The organism is Streptomyces sp. R33 (assembly GCF_041200175.1).
Taxonomy (GTDB): domain Bacteria; phylum Actinomycetota; class Actinomycetes; order Streptomycetales; family Streptomycetaceae; genus Streptomyces; species Streptomyces katrae_B.
In genome coordinates, this window is record NZ_CP165727.1 from 5,861,492 (window position 1) to 5,875,992 (window position 14,501).

At 69.8% G+C, this 14,501-nt stretch carries 15 protein-coding genes and 1 tRNA gene; 2 read left to right on the top strand and 14 right to left on the bottom strand.

From position 1 onward, the window contains the following. Positions 1–193: 193 nt before the first annotated feature. Positions 194–1,438: a hypothetical protein gene (locus tag AB5J51_RS26870; RefSeq protein WP_369778819.1), complete on the bottom strand. Its 1,245-nt coding sequence runs from the start codon at positions 1,436–1,438 to the stop codon at positions 194–196. Positions 1,439–1,543: 105 nt separating this feature from the next. On the opposite strand from AB5J51_RS26870, the gene AB5J51_RS26875 reads away from it, so the two are divergent. Together AB5J51_RS26875 and AB5J51_RS26880 are read left to right on the top strand one after the other, a co-directional pair. After that, positions 1,544–1,618 (top strand) — tRNA-Val (locus tag AB5J51_RS26875). A gap of 542 nt (positions 1,619–2,160) precedes the next feature. Beyond that, positions 2,161–2,397, top strand: a complete 237-nt coding sequence (locus AB5J51_RS26880; RefSeq protein WP_369778820.1) for a helix-turn-helix domain-containing protein — start codon at positions 2,161–2,163, stop codon at positions 2,395–2,397. A 38-nt stretch (positions 2,398–2,435) separates the two neighbouring features. Here AB5J51_RS26880 and AB5J51_RS26885 read toward each other — a convergent pair whose 3' ends face one another. The 13 genes from AB5J51_RS26885 to AB5J51_RS26945 all read right to left on the bottom strand — a co-directional run bounded on the left by AB5J51_RS26885 (position 2,436) and on the right by AB5J51_RS26945 (position 14,477). Next, entirely contained in the window at positions 2,436–3,044 is a 609-nt protein-coding gene (locus AB5J51_RS26885; protein ID WP_369778821.1) for a hypothetical protein, read from the bottom strand. 159 nt (positions 3,045–3,203) lie between these two features. Then, the gene (locus AB5J51_RS26890) at positions 3,204–3,374 is read right to left on the bottom strand and encodes a hypothetical protein (protein ID WP_369778822.1); all 171 of its coding nucleotides are present in this window, start codon (positions 3,372–3,374) and stop codon (positions 3,204–3,206) included. Further along, complete coding sequence (locus AB5J51_RS26895; protein ID WP_369778823.1) at positions 3,374–3,592, bottom strand: hypothetical protein; 219 nt, start codon at positions 3,590–3,592, stop codon at positions 3,374–3,376. Before AB5J51_RS26895 ends, AB5J51_RS26890 begins: the two co-directional genes overlap by 1 nt. Before the next feature lie 149 nt (positions 3,593–3,741). Continuing rightward, entirely contained in the window at positions 3,742–4,473 is a 732-nt protein-coding gene (locus tag AB5J51_RS26900) for a GntR family transcriptional regulator (protein WP_369778824.1), read from the bottom strand. A 143-nt stretch (positions 4,474–4,616) separates the two neighbouring features. After that, a complete protein-coding gene (locus tag AB5J51_RS26905) occupies positions 4,617–6,179 on the bottom strand; it encodes a hypothetical protein (RefSeq protein ID WP_369778825.1) in 1,563 nt (520 codons plus the stop codon). A gap of 10 nt (positions 6,180–6,189) precedes the next feature. Then, on the bottom strand, positions 6,190–6,396 hold the full coding sequence (locus AB5J51_RS26910) for a hypothetical protein (protein WP_369778826.1): 207 nt from the start codon (positions 6,394–6,396) through the stop codon (positions 6,190–6,192). Between the two features lie 53 nt (positions 6,397–6,449). Beyond that, the gene (locus tag AB5J51_RS26915; protein WP_369778827.1) at positions 6,450–6,710 is read right to left on the bottom strand and encodes a hypothetical protein; all 261 of its coding nucleotides are present in this window, start codon (positions 6,708–6,710) and stop codon (positions 6,450–6,452) included. A 1-nt stretch (position 6,711) separates the two neighbouring features. Beyond that, positions 6,712–7,479, bottom strand: a complete 768-nt coding sequence (locus tag AB5J51_RS26920; protein ID WP_369778828.1) for an N-acetylmuramoyl-L-alanine amidase — start codon at positions 7,477–7,479, stop codon at positions 6,712–6,714. Between the two features lie 62 nt (positions 7,480–7,541). Continuing rightward, positions 7,542–8,042 carry a hypothetical protein gene (locus AB5J51_RS26925; protein ID WP_369778829.1) on the bottom strand — a complete coding sequence of 167 codons (501 nt, stop codon included), beginning with the start codon at positions 8,040–8,042 and terminating at the stop codon, positions 7,542–7,544. Between the two features lie 14 nt (positions 8,043–8,056). Beyond that, complete coding sequence (locus AB5J51_RS26930; protein WP_369778830.1) at positions 8,057–10,735, bottom strand: hypothetical protein; 2,679 nt, start codon at positions 10,733–10,735, stop codon at positions 8,057–8,059. A 51-nt stretch (positions 10,736–10,786) separates the two neighbouring features. Continuing rightward, the gene (locus tag AB5J51_RS26935) at positions 10,787–13,408 is read right to left on the bottom strand and encodes a hypothetical protein (RefSeq protein WP_369778831.1); all 2,622 of its coding nucleotides are present in this window, start codon (positions 13,406–13,408) and stop codon (positions 10,787–10,789) included. 149 nt (positions 13,409–13,557) lie between these two features. Next, positions 13,558–14,022 (bottom strand): hypothetical protein, encoded by a 465-nt coding sequence (locus tag AB5J51_RS26940; protein ID WP_369778832.1) that lies wholly within the window; start codon positions 14,020–14,022, stop codon positions 13,558–13,560. Then, positions 14,019–14,477, bottom strand: a complete 459-nt coding sequence (locus AB5J51_RS26945) for a phage tail tube protein (protein ID WP_369778833.1) — start codon at positions 14,475–14,477, stop codon at positions 14,019–14,021. The genes AB5J51_RS26940 and AB5J51_RS26945 overlap by 4 nt, the downstream gene beginning before the upstream one ends. Positions 14,478–14,501: the final 24 nt, after the last annotated feature.

Below are 14,501 nucleotides of genomic sequence, written 5' to 3' on the forward strand. Positions count from 1 at the left end.
CCGCGTGCGGCGCGGTCGCATGCGGCCCGGTCGCGGGGGATGCGCTCGCGCGGGGTGCGCTCGCGCGGGCCGTGTCCGGCGCACGAGAGGTGTGCGAGGAATGCGAGGTATGGGCAGCCATCACGCCCTCCTAGGGCTCTGTTCCAGCCACCTCCCAGCATCCGCCGATGCCCCCTCCGCGACAAGCGCGGCCTCAGCCGCTCCCGCGCCGCCCGCGGATGTCGGAGACGACCCGGCCCACGTCTCCCCGCACCTGCTCCATCTCCTGAAGGAAATGCCAGTAGTCGGGATGCCGCTCCTCCAGCCCGGTGAGCGCCCGCTCCATCCGGGCCACCGCCTCGTCCAGCGGCCGCGCATGCCGCGGATCGGGCACACTGCGGCCCTCCATCGCCAGCCGCTGCGCATCCCGGATCGCGAACCGGGTCCGCTGCACCTCCGCCTGCGGGTCCCGGGCCACCGCCTCCAGCCGCGACAGCCGGTCCTGCGCGGCCGACACCGCCTCGTCGGTCGCATCCAGCGCACCGCGGACCGACTCGACCAGCGCCCCGACGTCCGCCCAGCGCTGCTCCTCCCGCGCCCGAGCGGCCTCCTTCAGCTGCTCCTCGGCCCGCGCGACGTCCCGTACGGCCTGGTCCGGCACCTGCTGCAGGTCCTGCCAGCACGCCGCGCTGAACCGCCGGCGCAGCTCACTGAGCACCGGATCCACCCGGTCCGCCCGATTGCGCAGCGCCTGCGCCCGGGTCCGCAGGCTCACCAGCCGCCGGTCGATCTCCGCCGCCCGCTCCGGGAGCCGTGCCACCTCGGCCCGTATCGCCTCCGCGTCACGCAGGATCCGGTCCGCGCGCTGCACGGTCTCCTGCACCCCGTGCTGCGCTGCGCCCTGGTTCAGCAGGGTCAGCTCCGGCCCGAGCGCGGCCAGCCGCGCCGCGAACTCGTCGGCCCGCATCCCCTTGCCGCGTACGTCGTCCAGCGCCGTGCTCGCCGCGAGCAGCGCCGCCCGGGCCCGCTCCCGGGCGGGCGCCACCCGCGCCAGCTGCGTCTCGGCCTTGTCCAGCAGCGGCTGCAGCCCCTGCGCGAACCGGTCGAGCTCGCCCTTGACCCGTACGAGCTCGTCCCGCGCCCGGGTCAACTGCTCCCGCGCCCGCGCGGCGACGGACCCCTCCAGGTCGGCGCGGTCGAGGTCGTGCGCATCGACGGCCTCGATGTACACGTGGCTGACCTGGTCGATGCGCTGCCCGAGCGCGGCGAACCCCTCCCCGGCCTGCCGCGCCGCGGGCGACCCGTCGGCCGCCGCGATGGTCTCCATGGAGATCCGCAGATCCCGCTGCGCGGTGTCCAGCTCGTAGAACGCGGCCGCGGCGGCATCTTTCGCCGCCTGCGCATCCGCCCGCCGACTCTCGTCCCGCCCGCCGAACCACCGCCGGGATGCCGTCGTCACAATCCCTCTCCCGTACCGCCTCCGCCATGCCCCGGTCCATTCTCTCCCACGGATGCGGGTTTGCGTGGGGGGTGCGCCTGCCATGTAGGCTGTCCACTCATCCACGGGTGTGTAGCTCAGGGGTAGAGCGCTGCTCTTACAAAGCAGATGTCGGCGGTTCGAAACCGTCCACGCCCACCAGTAGGAAATAGCAGGTCAGGCCTGCTAGACGGCCCCTCAGTCGCGTTCGACTGAGGGGCCGTTGCCGTGCCGGACGCCACATCGACGCCACATCGCCACCGAACCTGGTCCATGTCATCACCCATTCGGGGGGTCACAACTGGCAGATCATCGGGTTACAGTGCAGTACGAGCGGGGCCGGCGTGACTCCCACCGCGCGCCAGATGTACGCCGCTCGACATCCTGAGGAGTGCGGGCGGGGAGGCTCGTCCCTTAGGCAGAGAACCCCCCGGCGCGTTACGCCGGGGGGTTCTTCCGTACACGGTAAACCGCCCCGCCCCGATACGGCGGCAGGGCGGGTCGGCTTGACCGAAAGCAGACACGAGGACGGACCGGCCCGGCGGATGTACGGACACCGGGCCGGTCGCCTCGCTCGCCCGGGTCGCGCGGGGCGCGGGGGCGAGCTCGCGGGGGTCGTAGTGCACATGCCCCAACGCTTCAAGATCACACAATGTGTCGTGCACGATACATACATTGGTTCATGATCACGACAGCGTTGACGGGTGCCCCGCCCCGACGCCCCCGATCACGTTCTTGCCCGCCGGCGGCGCATCGGCGAACAGATCCGAGCCACCCGCCTCGCACGCAACCTGACGCAAGAAGCGGTGGCGTTACGGGTCGGCATGGAACGGCCGAACTACGTCCGCATCGAGCAGGGCCAGGCCTCACCGCTCCTCGACACGCTCATCCTGATCGCCGACGCGATCGGCGTACCCCTCGCGGACCTGGTCAGGGAATAGCCCCGACCGGAAGGAACCCGGCCGGGGCTGCCGGGCTGCTAGCCCTCCATGGCTCCGCAGTTGTTGCACACGTACGGGCCCATGCCGATCGGCTGCTGGTTCTCATCGACATCGACGGTGCGGTACATCGTGCCGCCGCAGGTGTTACAACCCTTGGTCTGAATCGTCTGGCCCATGTCGGCCTCCATCTGCTCGGTTGTCTGACGGTCGATGTGGCGCTGATCCTCGGCGCCCCGCCCCTCGATCACCGCGTCGAGCATGGCCATGACGCGATCGGTCTCCACCTCACGGGCCTTGATGTCCACCAGCGACTCGCTATCGAGGCGCCAGGCCCCGCAGCGACACCACCACTTCTCCGGGTAGCCGTCGAGCTGATACATCGGCGTACCGCAGCGGTGGCAGGTCACTCGGTCATCCCTCACGTGGCCGCAGGAGGAGCAGACCCAAACGTCACGCTGCATCCACATGGTTTGGGCGCACCGCGGGCACCCCGTGGTGCGGATGCCGTCCGGGCCGTACGGGGGCGGGTCGGGCGTACTGGCGGCGTACTCGACGATTCGGGCCCGTAGGCGTTCGTCGGCGGTGGCCGCCATGCGTAGGAGGCGGGCAACACGGGTGCGGGCCTCGTCTGCGAATTCGGTGGTCATCTCGGGCGCAGGGTACGCGGTCCAGGGCCGTTCGGGGGTGCGCGTGCACTCGAATGGCCCACACGAGCGGGTCGTTTCAGGTGCACGAGACACCCACGACGAGGATCACGCCGGCCGCGGCGAGGATGACCCAGTACACGACCTGACGGGCACGGGCGCTCACCGTCGGGCCCGCAGCTCGGGGTGGTGCCGCATGATCAGGACGTTCAGAGCGGTAATGCGCGCCCGGTCACGGTCCACCTGGGCCTGGAAGCGGGCGGACACGTGCCGGGCGCACTCGGCGCAGGAGTCCGGCGGGACTGGCAGGCGCGGGATCCCTGCGCCGGTCATCAGACGGCCTCGATGTTGTCGACGGCCGTCGAGATCTCACGGCCAGAGGGGAGGCGGATGTACGCCAGGTGCACCCAGTGCGTGACCGCCACGTTCTCGTAGACCACGGCCATCAGCACGCCCTCGGAGCCGGACGCGATGTCACGGACCTGCTTGCGGAGCAGCCAGTGAGGCACGTGGTTGAAGCCCAGGCCAGGGCCGTGCTCGCGAACTTCCATGCCGAGGCTCCCCTACCGTGGTGACATACGGTGGCACCCCCTCAACGGGGCGTACTGGAATGGTCCACCGGTGGACCAGTCAAGTCAAGTAGAGGGCACGAAAAGGCCCCCGACCAACTCAGCCGGGGGCCAACCTCGATGACGTCCAGTCATGCACCCATCGAGTACTCCTCGGTGCGCGCCCAGCGGCCCGACGGATTCACGCCCACCTCGTACGCCAACGGCAGCCCGTCAGCGTCGTAGGCGACATGCCGCACCTCGGACACGGCGGCCGGGCCCTCCAGTCGCAACTGCTCCAACTCCGCGTCCGTGGCGAGACGCGCCGTCCACCAGTCCCGGCCCGTGTGAGGCGCCCGACCGGTCTGCATCTCGACGTACCGAGTCGTCCCCTCCCGTACGCGCTCCCGCGCCAGCAGCCGCGGCGCCTGCTCCGCAACCTCGGCCGTGAACCAGCTGCTCGACATGGCGACGGGCCGCTCACCCTCGTACGTCACCCGGTCGCGGCGCACCACCTGATCGCCCACGCTGATGCCGAGCCCCGCGGCGACGTCCTCGGGGGCCGGGACGCTCTCGGCGGCAACGATCTCGGCGTGCTCACCGGCCGTGTAGATGTGCCCGGTGGCCAGCGCGGTCGCGTAGCGCTCGCCGGCGGTCCGGGCGAGCTGGACTCGCTCGCGGACGGTGGATCCGGTGCCCTGACGCGTCTCCACGAGGCCTTCCTGGCGCAGCACATCGAGCGCCTTCACCACGGTGGAACGGGATACGGCCCAGCGCTCGGTGAGCTCGCGCTCGGATGGGAGCGTGGCTCCGGGCTCGAGTTCGCCGCGGACGATGCGGCCTCGGAGGTCGGTTGCGATCTGGTCGTACTTGGGCAAGGCCATCGAAAACCCCATGACTAGTGGACTGGTCCACTGGTCATGGTTGCCTGTGACGCGCGTAGCGGTCAAGGAACGCCTGCCACGGACGCACGAAAGCGCCCCCTCCCCGGCCCGTAGGCCAGAGAGGGGGCGTTGTGCTGCCGGGGTCAGGACAGGGCGTACCACTGCGAGCCCCAGCCCGTGTTGATGGTGCTCGTCCCCTGGCTGGCCAGGGTGAGGCTCGCAGGTAGCGACGTCTGAGCGGTGCCGATCGTGCTGTACCGCAGGTTGGGGGCGCTCAGGTTGGCGTTCACGGAGATCCCGGCCCCGGTCGCCTTGAACGTGAGGCTGTTCGTCGTCCATGTCGAGGCGGCGCCGAGCAGCATCGCAATGAAGTACTGGCCGGGCGCCGCGACGACCGGAGTCACCAGCGGTAGGGCCTTGGCGGTCGCGCCGGTCATCAGCGACGAGGAGATGTCCGCCGTGACACCCACCCGGTTGCCGGCGGCGTCGTACAGGCCGAGGTAGCAGTTCGAGAGACTCGCGCCCGCGTCGATCCCGGACAGCCCGAGCCAGATGTTCGAGATGGTGACCTGCTCGCGAATCGGGATCTTCACCAGTGTGATCCGGCCCGCGACACCAGCGGACGACTGCGCGGTCACGTGCCCCGCGTCGTTCGGGTCGCCCGTCCACGTGATCAGGCCCTGTTCGGACGGGCGCGGCAGCCACGAACCGGCCGCCGACCCGCCGACGGGGCCGAGGTTCTCCAGCAGCATCCGGAAGGGGTAGACGCTGTTCGCGTACACCTTGCCCGAGCTGGTCCCGGAGTGGACGAGCGCCACCGTAGCCATGCCGCCGCTGATGTGGCCGGAGCCGACCGTGAACATGCCCGCGCTCGCAGCCTTCGAGAAGCTCACGGATGGGTAGAACTCCGGGGCGCCCTCGGCCAGCGGTGTGCCCGTGCCGGACGCCCCATACTCGGAGATCGCGCCCGCCCCGGTGAGGAGCGCCAGGTCGAGGAAGTGGCCGCCCACGTACATCATGCTGAGGTGGACCCGGATGCGGTCCCCGGCGGCCGCCGCGATGGAGCACTGGAGCGGCGTCCCCACGCTCGTCGTGGCGATGATCCACGGAGTAGACGACGTCAGGTCAGCGACCGCGCCATCCGTGATCCGGGCCTGCGCCACCGTGACGACTGTCCCGGACGCGCCCATCGCGCCCTGCGGGCCGGTTGCGCCCGTGGCCCCTGTCGGCCCCGTGGCGCCGGTCGCGCCGGTATCTCCAGCTGGACCCGTCGCCCCGGCTGGACCGGTGGCGCCCGTTGCGCCGGTCGCTCCCGCGGGGCCGGCCGGGCCAGTTGCCCCCGTCGCGCCGCGGACGTAGCCCGGCAGCGCCGGATCCGCGACGACCAAGTCCGTGATGTCGACCGGGGACAGGTCACCGGTGGGTACCTCGAAGGTGCGGCGCCGGACCGGCACCCCGTTGACCGACTCCGTCAGCCGGTAGTAGCGGCCCGTCGTCGGTTCGATCCCAGGCTCATCCGTAGGGAGGAGCGAAGCGGACCACGAGCCGTCCACCACGGTCACCGGATGGTCCGGGGCCGTCAGCACCCGGTCCCCGGCCTCGTCGGTCCAGCGGCGGGGCATCGCGGACAGCGTGACGGTGACGCCGGCGGCCGCAGCATCGGTGAACAGATCGTCTACGCGCCCGGTGACGGTACGTCGGGGCATGGCGGTCCTCCTACCGGGCCAGCAGGGCGAGCGCCCCGGTCACGGCCCCGCCCACGCCGGCGAGGACGCCGATGGTGGGCAGGGGCCAGCGGGAGCGCTCCAGCGTCCGGATCCGGGTCTCGTGGTCGGAGAAGTCCTTCCGGAGGTCTTTCGCGTCGTCGAGGATCCCGTCGAGCTTGGTCTCGATGCGGGAAACGGTCTCTGACAGCCCCCTCACCTCCTGATACATCTGAGCGGGCGAGATGTAGACGCCAGGGTCGGGGGCCGTCATCAGACGCCCTTGGCCAGGGAGGCCGAGTTGGTCACGTCCCGCCAGCGGGCCACGAGGCCCTTCACGAGGGCCAGCGCGGCGCCGACACCGCCCATCAACGCGGCGTGCCACATGCCCAGGTCCAGCGGCTGCGTCACCACCACACCGGCAATGAACGCCTGGAGGAACGTCGACAGGACGCGCTCGACGAGGTCACGGCCGTACGTGCCGACGGTCTTGACGACGGTCTGCGCGTTGGGGAGTTCGAACGGTGTGGCCATGTCAGGCCTCCTTGGTGGTGGTCTTGGCGGGCGCGGGCGCGGGCGCGGGGGCGAGGGCCTTCACGGCGGCGGTCAGCTCGGCGAGCTGGGCCTTGATCGCCCCCAGCTCCTTGAAGGTCACGTTGTGCCGGTTGTCGGTCCAGGCCAGGACGTCGGCCGCGGAGACCTTGCGGCCGTCCGGGATTTCGAGCTGGTAGGACCACAGGTCTGCGGGGGTGGGCATGTCGTCCTCCTGGGACTGGCCGGTGGCCCGGGCGACGATGCCCGGGAAGATCACTTTCTTGAACTGCTGGATGCGTGCCGCGCCCGGGCATGCGGTCCCGCTGACCGCCCACGCGGCATGCAGCGCGTGATAACCGAACCCCGGATCGTCAGCGGTCCGACAGACGCGCAGCGGGATGCCATGCGTGCGGTGCGCCCACACGCCGAGCTCGATCATCGTTTCGACCTGCTCGCCGGTCCACGGGTCGCTGTGGTCGTCGTTCGACGCGGACTCCAGCGAGATCGCGCCGGTGCCGTCGGGCCGCAGGTTCGCCCGGTAGTTGGCGTCAGCCCGGGTTTGCGTGCCGATGAACTGCGCGAGACTGCCGTCATAGCCGAGACCGAAGTGGCTCTCCAAGTTGGTGCTGTCGCGCCAGTACTCGTACGTTCTCTTCGGCGTCCACGGCGCCGCGATCGAGTGGTAGATGAGCTGCGTCGGGATGATCGCGGGCTGATTGTCCGACTCGGGCTGGAGCTCCATCCGGATCGCTCCGGGGTACCACGCCATGACACCTCCAGGGCATCAAAAAGGCCCCGGCCAGCAGGCGCGGGGCGAGGGAAGCGGGCAGGTCAGGCGGTTCGCAGGAGCCGCAGCCACGACTTCGCGTAGATCGTCGTAGCCGTGGCATTCGAGGCGTTCTGCGCCCACCGCAGCAGCAGATTCCCCGCGGTGCCGGCCGTCGTGACCGTGCCGAGAATCGACGCGGTCGTCTTCGCGCCGCCCGTACCGTACGTACCCGCCACCAAGTTCCCGGTGGTGTTCGCGTCGGACGCGTACGCGGCCGTACCGCCAGTCGCAGGGGCATTGATCGCCCAAAAGATCGTGGCGCCTGCCGGGAGGGAAAACGTCGCCTTCAAATGGCCCGCGTTGAAAGCACCGTCGTAGAAAAGCGTCCCCTCCAGCAGGTACGTGGCATTCGCCGCGACAGCCAGCGTGAGGTGGTTGTCGTCCTGAATGGTGGTGCTGCTGGTAATGCTCTCGTCGGCCGCCTTGATGACCGTCAGCGGCAGCGTGGAGGCCATCAGGGACGCAGTCAGCCGCTGCCCTGCATAGAACGTCGGGTAGGCCATGGTGCTGGGGCTCCTTACAGGGCGAGGATGGTCGGGGTAGCCAGGGCGACGGACGCACCCGACGAGTGAGCCTTGACGATGCCGTTGACGCTGCGAGTGACCGTGAACGTCTGCGGCGACGAGGCGCCGACGACATTGGTGACGGTCATGACCTCGCCGCCGACCCGAATATCGAAGGGCCGGTCCGCGGAATCCGTCGTCCAGATCTGGCCCGCAGTCGTCGTCACCGACAGGCTTGTCGCCGTCGACGTGACCCCTGACGCCAGCTGCGACCCGTCCGTGTCCAGACGGCCCAGCGTCGCGTCATCGAGGACGCCCACCGACCACATGCCCGCTGGCGAGCAGGACAGATCGATTGTCCACTCGAAGGTTTTCCACTCCTCCTCCGCGCCCTCAACCATCAGGTCCAACGGCCCCGGCGGCAGCCAGTCCGGCAGCCCCGTAATCCGAATGACGTCGCCCGGCCGAAGCGAGCACACCGCAGGGATCAAAGCCGGGTACTTGTGCAGGTAGATCCGCACTTTCGGATACCTGGCCTCGTCCCACGTGCCTAGGTGCAGCAGCCAGGACGCGATGTCCGGAAGCTGGTCGTCTGAGTGCACGGTGAGGGTCTGCGAGTCGTCGTACACCCCGACACCGTCCGGCGGCAAGGCTGTTGACAGGGCACCGGTCGTGAGGACTGCCCGTGCCGATGACCCGCGGTCCCTGGACACCGTCCGGTCGTTGCGGATCAGCTTGTCGTCATCGGTCGGCTCCAGAGGCGGCGCAAGCTGCGCGTACGGGATCGTGACCCGGGGAGTCTGGTTGCAGAGGGTACTGCGGGTGCGGTACACCAGCCCCGCTCGCTCACGGTCCTCGTACAGGATCCCCCCGTCGGCGGCCTCGCAGGCGCCAACGAGGTCGAGGAGCGTCGCGGGCCGCTGCGGACCCATGGCCGTATCGGTACCCACAGAGTCGGCGACCGCGACCGGTACGCCCTCCTCGTCGCCGAGACGGACCAGCCGGGCCCCGGCGGTCTCGCTGTCGTAGCCCGACTCGGAGCCGTCCCAGATGCTGACAGCCGGGGTATCGAAGACGGTCAGGTGCCCGATCGCCATGTCGGACAAGCCGACGCCGATCACCGACGCGACGTCCTCAACGATGCCTGGCGTACCGGCCAGCGCCGTCGTTGAAAGGGCCTGCTGGGAGCCGTCCGTGGCCACGAAAACAGCCGTGAAATTCGTGTGGGGGCCAATGTATTCTGCGGTGAAATCCATGCGAATCCACCGGTCCGGCCCGATCAGACCCGCATTGCTGAAGCTGGTGCTCGTGAGCAGGTTGCCCAGCGGATCGTAGAAGTCCACGATCACGTTGGGGCTGGTGAAGCCCACCACGATGCCGTGTGCGGCCGTCCCCGTCGCCGTGAACGCCAAGAAACCGGCAGCAGCCACCACAGCCGGCGCCGTGTCCAGCTGGTACACCATCGAGATCGTCCAGCCGGAACTGGTGGTGGCGCTCGGCACGCGGGCCTGCATCGTCGCACCGGCACTGACGGTCGGCAGGGCGGCCGAGCCGGGACAAGAGGCGTCCTGCCCGAAGGAGAAGCCGGCGACCCGCAGCGGCGGGCACCCAGCAATCGGGCTGGCGCCCTGCGTGGCGTCGCGCCCGTCCTCCAGCGGCCAGTACGCGATCGGGTCACCCGTCGGCAGCCGGCGGCGCAGCGCGCTCGCGAGAGGCTTGGCGCCCCGCCCGAGACGACGCAGCACACCGGCCGCTGTGACCGGGGTGGTCACGTCCACGCCGCTCGCGCCCCAGCGAGGCACCCATGAGGAGGCCTCAAGGACCGCGCGGGTGCGGCGGCTGGTGATCTGGACACCGCCCGCCAGGGACCAGGTGCGGCCCGCGGCATCGGCGAAGCTGGTGGTCCCGCTGGCCTGCGCCGCAAAGTTGGGGTTGGCAACCGCGCTGCCTGCGATGCCGTTGCGGACCTCGATGGCGTGGATCTCGCGGCTGATGTCGGCGAAGCCGAGGGCGGAGATATCGCCGACCTCGAGCGATGCCGTCGAGTTGAAGATGGACGTGGTGCCAGCGGTGACCACCGGGTCGCCGAGCTGCGTCCACGTTCCCGAGAGAGTGTCCGAGGTGTAGAAGACAACCGTGTGGCCCGCTGCTCCGTTGTTCACGTCGAGGGTGGCGCGGATGGCGCCGCGCTGGCCCGGTGCGAAGGGGACGGGCAGCGTCGAGGACCTGGAGAGGACCGCGATGCCGTCGGCGGACCAGCGCAGCGACACCTGCCCGTCATCGAGGACGAAAAGCCCCCATGAAACCTGGCTGATGCCGCCGTACTTGCCCATCACCTCCCACGCACCAAGCTCGGTGATACCGCCCCACTGGGAGGGGGTGAGGTCGGCGCGGACGTCGATGTCGCCAGTGATGTCCAGGGCGGCCGTGTCGGTCGTGGTGGCCCGGCCCTGCACGTCGGGAGGGATCACGAGGGCAACGGACGCGCCCCCGTGCGAGATCCGCACGGGGGTGTTGCGGCCGAGTTGCCCGTAGTACGGGCTGCGGGGGTTGCGGCCGGAGTAGATGCCGTCGGGGTCCCGCAGGACTATCGCCGCGGCGGCGGGGTCCGTGCGGGACCCCTCCGCGCGCCGCCCCCACGCGTAGCGGAGTGCGTCCTTCTGGGACAGGACGTTAGTGGCGTCGGTCCACACCCCGCCGATCTTCAGCTCGACCCGAGCATCGGGCACCGTCATGTATCCCCCTTATCCGAATGCGCGCTGAACGCTGCCGGCGCCATCGACGGCCACAATGTCCCTGATCAGCCTCTTGATTTCGTGCGGCCCTTCGAGCTGCACGATGACCCGCGTGGGTCCCGCGCCGTACCCCATGCCGCCCGCGCCCATCGAGCCGAGTGCCATTCCCGGCAGCGAGCCGGTGAGCCCGCCGAGTTGCTGTTGCAGGGCTCGGGTGCCGTCGGTGATGCCCTGCTGGAGGCCCTGCATGATCAGGCGGCCGGAGGGCCGCAGGATCCGTGCGTCGACCGGTGCCGGGCCCTTCCAGTCGGGCAGGCTGGACGTGATCCCGCCCAAGGTGGACTTCAGGGAGCTGATCTTCGACTTGACGCCGTCGATCAGGCCCCCGATCAGGCTCGCGCCCGCCGACCACAGCACCGAACCGAGGGAGCCGAGCGCGTCGCGGGCCATGTCGCGGATGGACCGGATGTGCCCGATCAGCACGCCGATCCGGTCCTTCGCGCCGGAGATCATCTGATTTCCGGCCTCGACGATCCGCCCCCACAGGACACCCGCCAGACCGGCAAGCGCAGCCCCAGCCTTCCCCGGCAGCTCGACGAGCAGCCGCACGAAGTACGCGACCGCACCGGCCACCATCGTCTTCGCGGCCGCCCACGCCCCGCTGAAGTCGCCAGCAAGGAGCGCGGCCACCGCCCGCAGCGCGGGGACGACGACGCTCTGCACGACGAGCGCGAGTTCGCCGCCCAGGACGGAGGCCAACTTGCCTACGAGCTGCGCCGTGGTGATCAGCATCGGCGTGAGCCGGACCAGGACGTCCGCGGCCAGCAGGATCAGCTGCGCGATAACCGGTGCCAGCGCCACCAGCAGCTGCGCGAGCGTACCCGCCAGCTGCGTGAAGATGGGCGTGACCGCGGCCGTCAGCGCGATCAGGACAGGTAGCACGGCCTGTACCAGCGTGCCGAGCGCGTCCACGATCGGCTGAATCACGGGCAGCAGTGCTGCGAGGATCGGCGTAAGGGCGGATGCCAGGGCAGCGGCCACCTGGGCTACCAGGGGGGCGAGCTGTCGGAAGACGCTCGCTACCAGGACCAGGAGCGGTGACAGCACGGGAAGGAGCTGCGCGATCAGGTTCCCGATGATCGGGAGCAGTGGGGCCACCGCGTCGATCAAGGCGCCGACCGCGACCGCGGCGAGCGTCAGCACCGGGCCGAGGGCCTTGATGATCGGCTGTAGCCCGGCGCCGAGGGCAGAGATCAGATGTTGCACAGGAGTGCCGAGCGCGGTGAAGACGGGCGCGACGGCCTGTAGCGCGGTGACGAGCAGCGGGCCTACGGTGCTGGCCAGCACGGACATGGTCTGAAAAATGGCTCGCAGCCCGGCCTGAACCTCCGGCCGCGCGAACGCGGTTGCCAGGGAGCCCGTGATCTTCTGGAGGGTCCCCAGGAACCCGCCGCCGGACGCCTCCGCCGCACCGAACACCGACTTGATGATGCTGCCGACGTTGCCGAGGATGCTCCCGAGCTGCTTGATCAGCGCAATCGCGTGATCGATCGCCCGCTCCATGCCACCCGACTCGAAGGCCTTTGAGAGCTTTTCCGAGAGCTTGTCTGCGCCGGCGCCCGCTGCCGCGGTGAGCCGACCGAACGCGGGTGCCGCCGCCGCGCCTACCTGCGTGAGGCCGAGCACGATCTGACTCGGGATCCGCGCCAAGTTGTACAAGCCAGTGTTCGCGCCAGAAATGGCCTGGCCGAGCACCCCCGACTTGCTCATCCCGATGGCCGTGTTGCCGATGTTCTTGCCCATCAGATTCAGGGCGCCGGACGTGTTGAGCAGTCCGTTCTTGAGGACGGGCAGGGTACTAGTGCCCATTTCCTTCAGGATTCCGTCGAAGCCTGCGAACAGGTTCTGCTGGATGCCCTGCTGCATCGCCTTGAACTGCGGCTGGAGCGTCCGGACTTCCTTCGCGAAGGCCTGCGCGGAGGGCGCGAGGCCCTTGATCGACTCGGCGAACTTCTCCGGGTCGGACGGGTCCATCGCCGCGCCGATCGCGTCGCCGACACCCTTCATGCCCAGCTTGAGAGCCTGCGTGGCCAGGACCACCGCAAAGATGCCCGTCGCTGCGACACCGGCCGCCGGGGCGATCTGCGCCACCGTGGCCGCCAGACCGGCCGCCAGCGGTACCGCCGCGCCGATCGCGGCGCCGACCTTCGCAAACCCCATGGCGACGCCGCCGATCCGGCCCGCCATCGAGCCGAGCCGGTCGGTGTCGATGTTCAGGCTGCGGAGGTTGGTCACGGCCCGGCCGAGCCGCGCGCCGAGGCTGTCGCTCATGTCGTCTGCGGCCCGGGCCAGCGCCCGGAAACGCATCGCCATGGTGCGGGTCTCGACCTCGACAACCGCCGCGGTCTCGGTCGTCTCCTCGGCGACCTCCTCGACAGCCTCGGCCGTCGAGGACAGAGCCCGGTTCATCACCGCGGACCCGGTCACGAACCGACCAGCCAGGTCACGCAGCCGGCCGCCCGCGTCAACCGCGAACCCCTCGGTCTGGAGCTGCGCCCTGGCCAAGCCGCGCGTCAGGTCCGATTCGTCGGCGCGGATCACCGCGACGAGCTCACCAATGGTCATAGCCATGGCGGGGTGCCCCCTTTGTGGTCAGCGGTGGAGGGCGGCCCGGATCTCGTCGGGGTCGTCGATGATGGTGAGCTCGTCGCCCGCCACTTTCCGGAAGATGGCCTCGCCGCTCAGGCCAGCGAGGAGGTTCCAGAAGCGGCGGTGGCCGATCAGCGCGAGGTCTTGCGGGCCGAGCCCGTACTCGCGCGCGAAGTCGGCTTCGACGGCCCACCAGAAGCGGCGGACCGCTGCCTCCGCGCGGCTCGGTTCGCGGGCGGGGCCAGCGCTTTTCCCGGGTCGTCGCTGGTGACGACCTCGTACGCCTCCGAGAACGACATGTCCCGCCCGTGGGACTGCGCGACACCCCAGGTAAGGGCAGTCATCAGGTCGACGGCGCCCATACCGTTGGCCTTCCACTGGGCGAACACGCCCTGCCCGAACAGGAGGTCGACCACCTCCGCGAAGTCGGCCTCTTCCGACTCCTCGCTGAGGTTGGCGGCCATCTCCTCGAATAGGAGCGGGGGGTCGGTAGGGACGGGCACTTCGACACCGGCGATGGTCTCCATGCGGCGGCCGCGAACGGTCCGCTTGAAGTCCTCCCAGGACTGCGCCTTGCCGGCGCGGGGAGCCGTCACGACTTGACCGCCGTGGTGGACGCGCCGGAGCGGGTGAAGGTCGCCGACCAGCTGACCTCGTCGTTGTTGCCGCCGCCCTGGTCACCGAGCGAAACACGGGCCTGCGTCCACACCACCCACGTGGTGTCGGTGACGTGGGCGTACCGGAACCCGGTCAGCGAGTCGGGGCCGAGGCGCTCGTTCATCCCCTCGACGATCGTCTGACCAGGGTCGAGGGCGAAGCTGACCGGGTCCCGCAGCCGGAACCCCTCGATCGTCAAGGTCTTGCCGATCTGCATCTTGTAGCTCTCGGCGTTGCCTGCGCTGCCGAACGTGGTCGTATCGGTGGTCTCCTCCTCCTCCGACTTGGTGAAGGTATTGATGCCGCCGATCGCGATGTCGACCCACGTTCCGGGCGCGGTGTAGTCCTCGATCTGGAAGCGCACGTCGCGCGCGTTGTACTTCTGCACTGCCATGGCGTTCTCCTCCGGGCATGGCGA

What these genes read in the sequence shown, in the direction of transcription:
- AB5J51_RS26885 (WP_369778821.1), bottom strand. Translation starts at nt 3,044, where the DNA reads ATGACCACCGAATTCGCAGACGAGGCCCGCACCCGTGTTGCCCGCCTC.
- AB5J51_RS26890 (WP_369778822.1), bottom strand. Translation starts at nt 3,374, where the DNA reads ATGACCGGCGCAGGGATCCCGCGCCTGCCAGTCCCGCCGGACTCCTGC.
- AB5J51_RS26895 (WP_369778823.1), bottom strand. Translation starts at nt 3,592, where the DNA reads ATGGAAGTTCGCGAGCACGGCCCTGGCCTGGGCTTCAACCACGTGCCT.
- AB5J51_RS26900 (WP_369778824.1), bottom strand. Translation starts at nt 4,473, where the DNA reads ATGGCCTTGCCCAAGTACGACCAGATCGCAACCGACCTCCGAGGCCGC.
- AB5J51_RS26905 (WP_369778825.1), bottom strand. Translation starts at nt 6,179, where the DNA reads ATGCCCCGACGTACCGTCACCGGGCGCGTAGACGATCTGTTCACCGAT.
- AB5J51_RS26915 (WP_369778827.1), bottom strand. Translation starts at nt 6,710, where the DNA reads ATGGCCACACCGTTCGAACTCCCCAACGCGCAGACCGTCGTCAAGACC.
- AB5J51_RS26920 (WP_369778828.1), bottom strand. Translation starts at nt 7,479, where the DNA reads ATGGCGTGGTACCCCGGAGCGATCCGGATGGAGCTCCAGCCCGAGTCG.
- AB5J51_RS26925 (WP_369778829.1), bottom strand. Translation starts at nt 8,042, where the DNA reads ATGGCCTACCCGACGTTCTATGCAGGGCAGCGGCTGACTGCGTCCCTG.
- AB5J51_RS26935 (WP_369778831.1), bottom strand. Translation starts at nt 13,408, where the DNA reads ATGGCTATGACCATTGGTGAGCTCGTCGCGGTGATCCGCGCCGACGAA.
- AB5J51_RS26945 (WP_369778833.1), bottom strand. Translation starts at nt 14,477, where the DNA reads ATGGCAGTGCAGAAGTACAACGCGCGCGACGTGCGCTTCCAGATCGAG.